This is a genomic window from Helicobacter pylori, assembly GCF_017594925.1.
Taxonomy (GTDB): Bacteria; Campylobacterota; Campylobacteria; order Campylobacterales; family Helicobacteraceae; genus Helicobacter; species Helicobacter pylori_DP.
Window position 1 is genome coordinate 1 of sequence record NZ_JAALNT010000051.1, and the last position, 267, is coordinate 267.

The following is a 267-nucleotide window of genomic DNA, read 5'->3' on the forward strand; positions in this document are numbered from 1 at the left end:
CTAGGAATGAAAAAGAGAAACAAGAATGCGAGAAATTACTCACGCCTGAAGCGAGAAAGCTATTAGAAGAAGCTAAAGAGAGCCTTAAAGCTTATAAAGACTGCCTCTCTCAAGCTAGAAATGAAACTGAAAGGAGAGCCTGCGAGAAATTGCTCACCCCTGAAGCGAGGAAACTCTTAGAACAAGAAGTTAAAAAAAGCGTTAAGGCTTATTTAGACTGCGTTTCAAGAGCTAGGAATGAAAAAGAGAAACAAGAATGCGAGAAAT

General features: G+C 39.3%; 1 protein-coding gene. It reads left to right on the forward strand.

Going from position 1 to position 267, the window contains the following annotated elements:
• On the forward strand, nucleotides 1-267 hold a 267-nt coding region (locus G6069_RS07880; RefSeq protein ID WP_275951784.1), incomplete at both ends, for a CagY family CD-EC repeat-containing protein.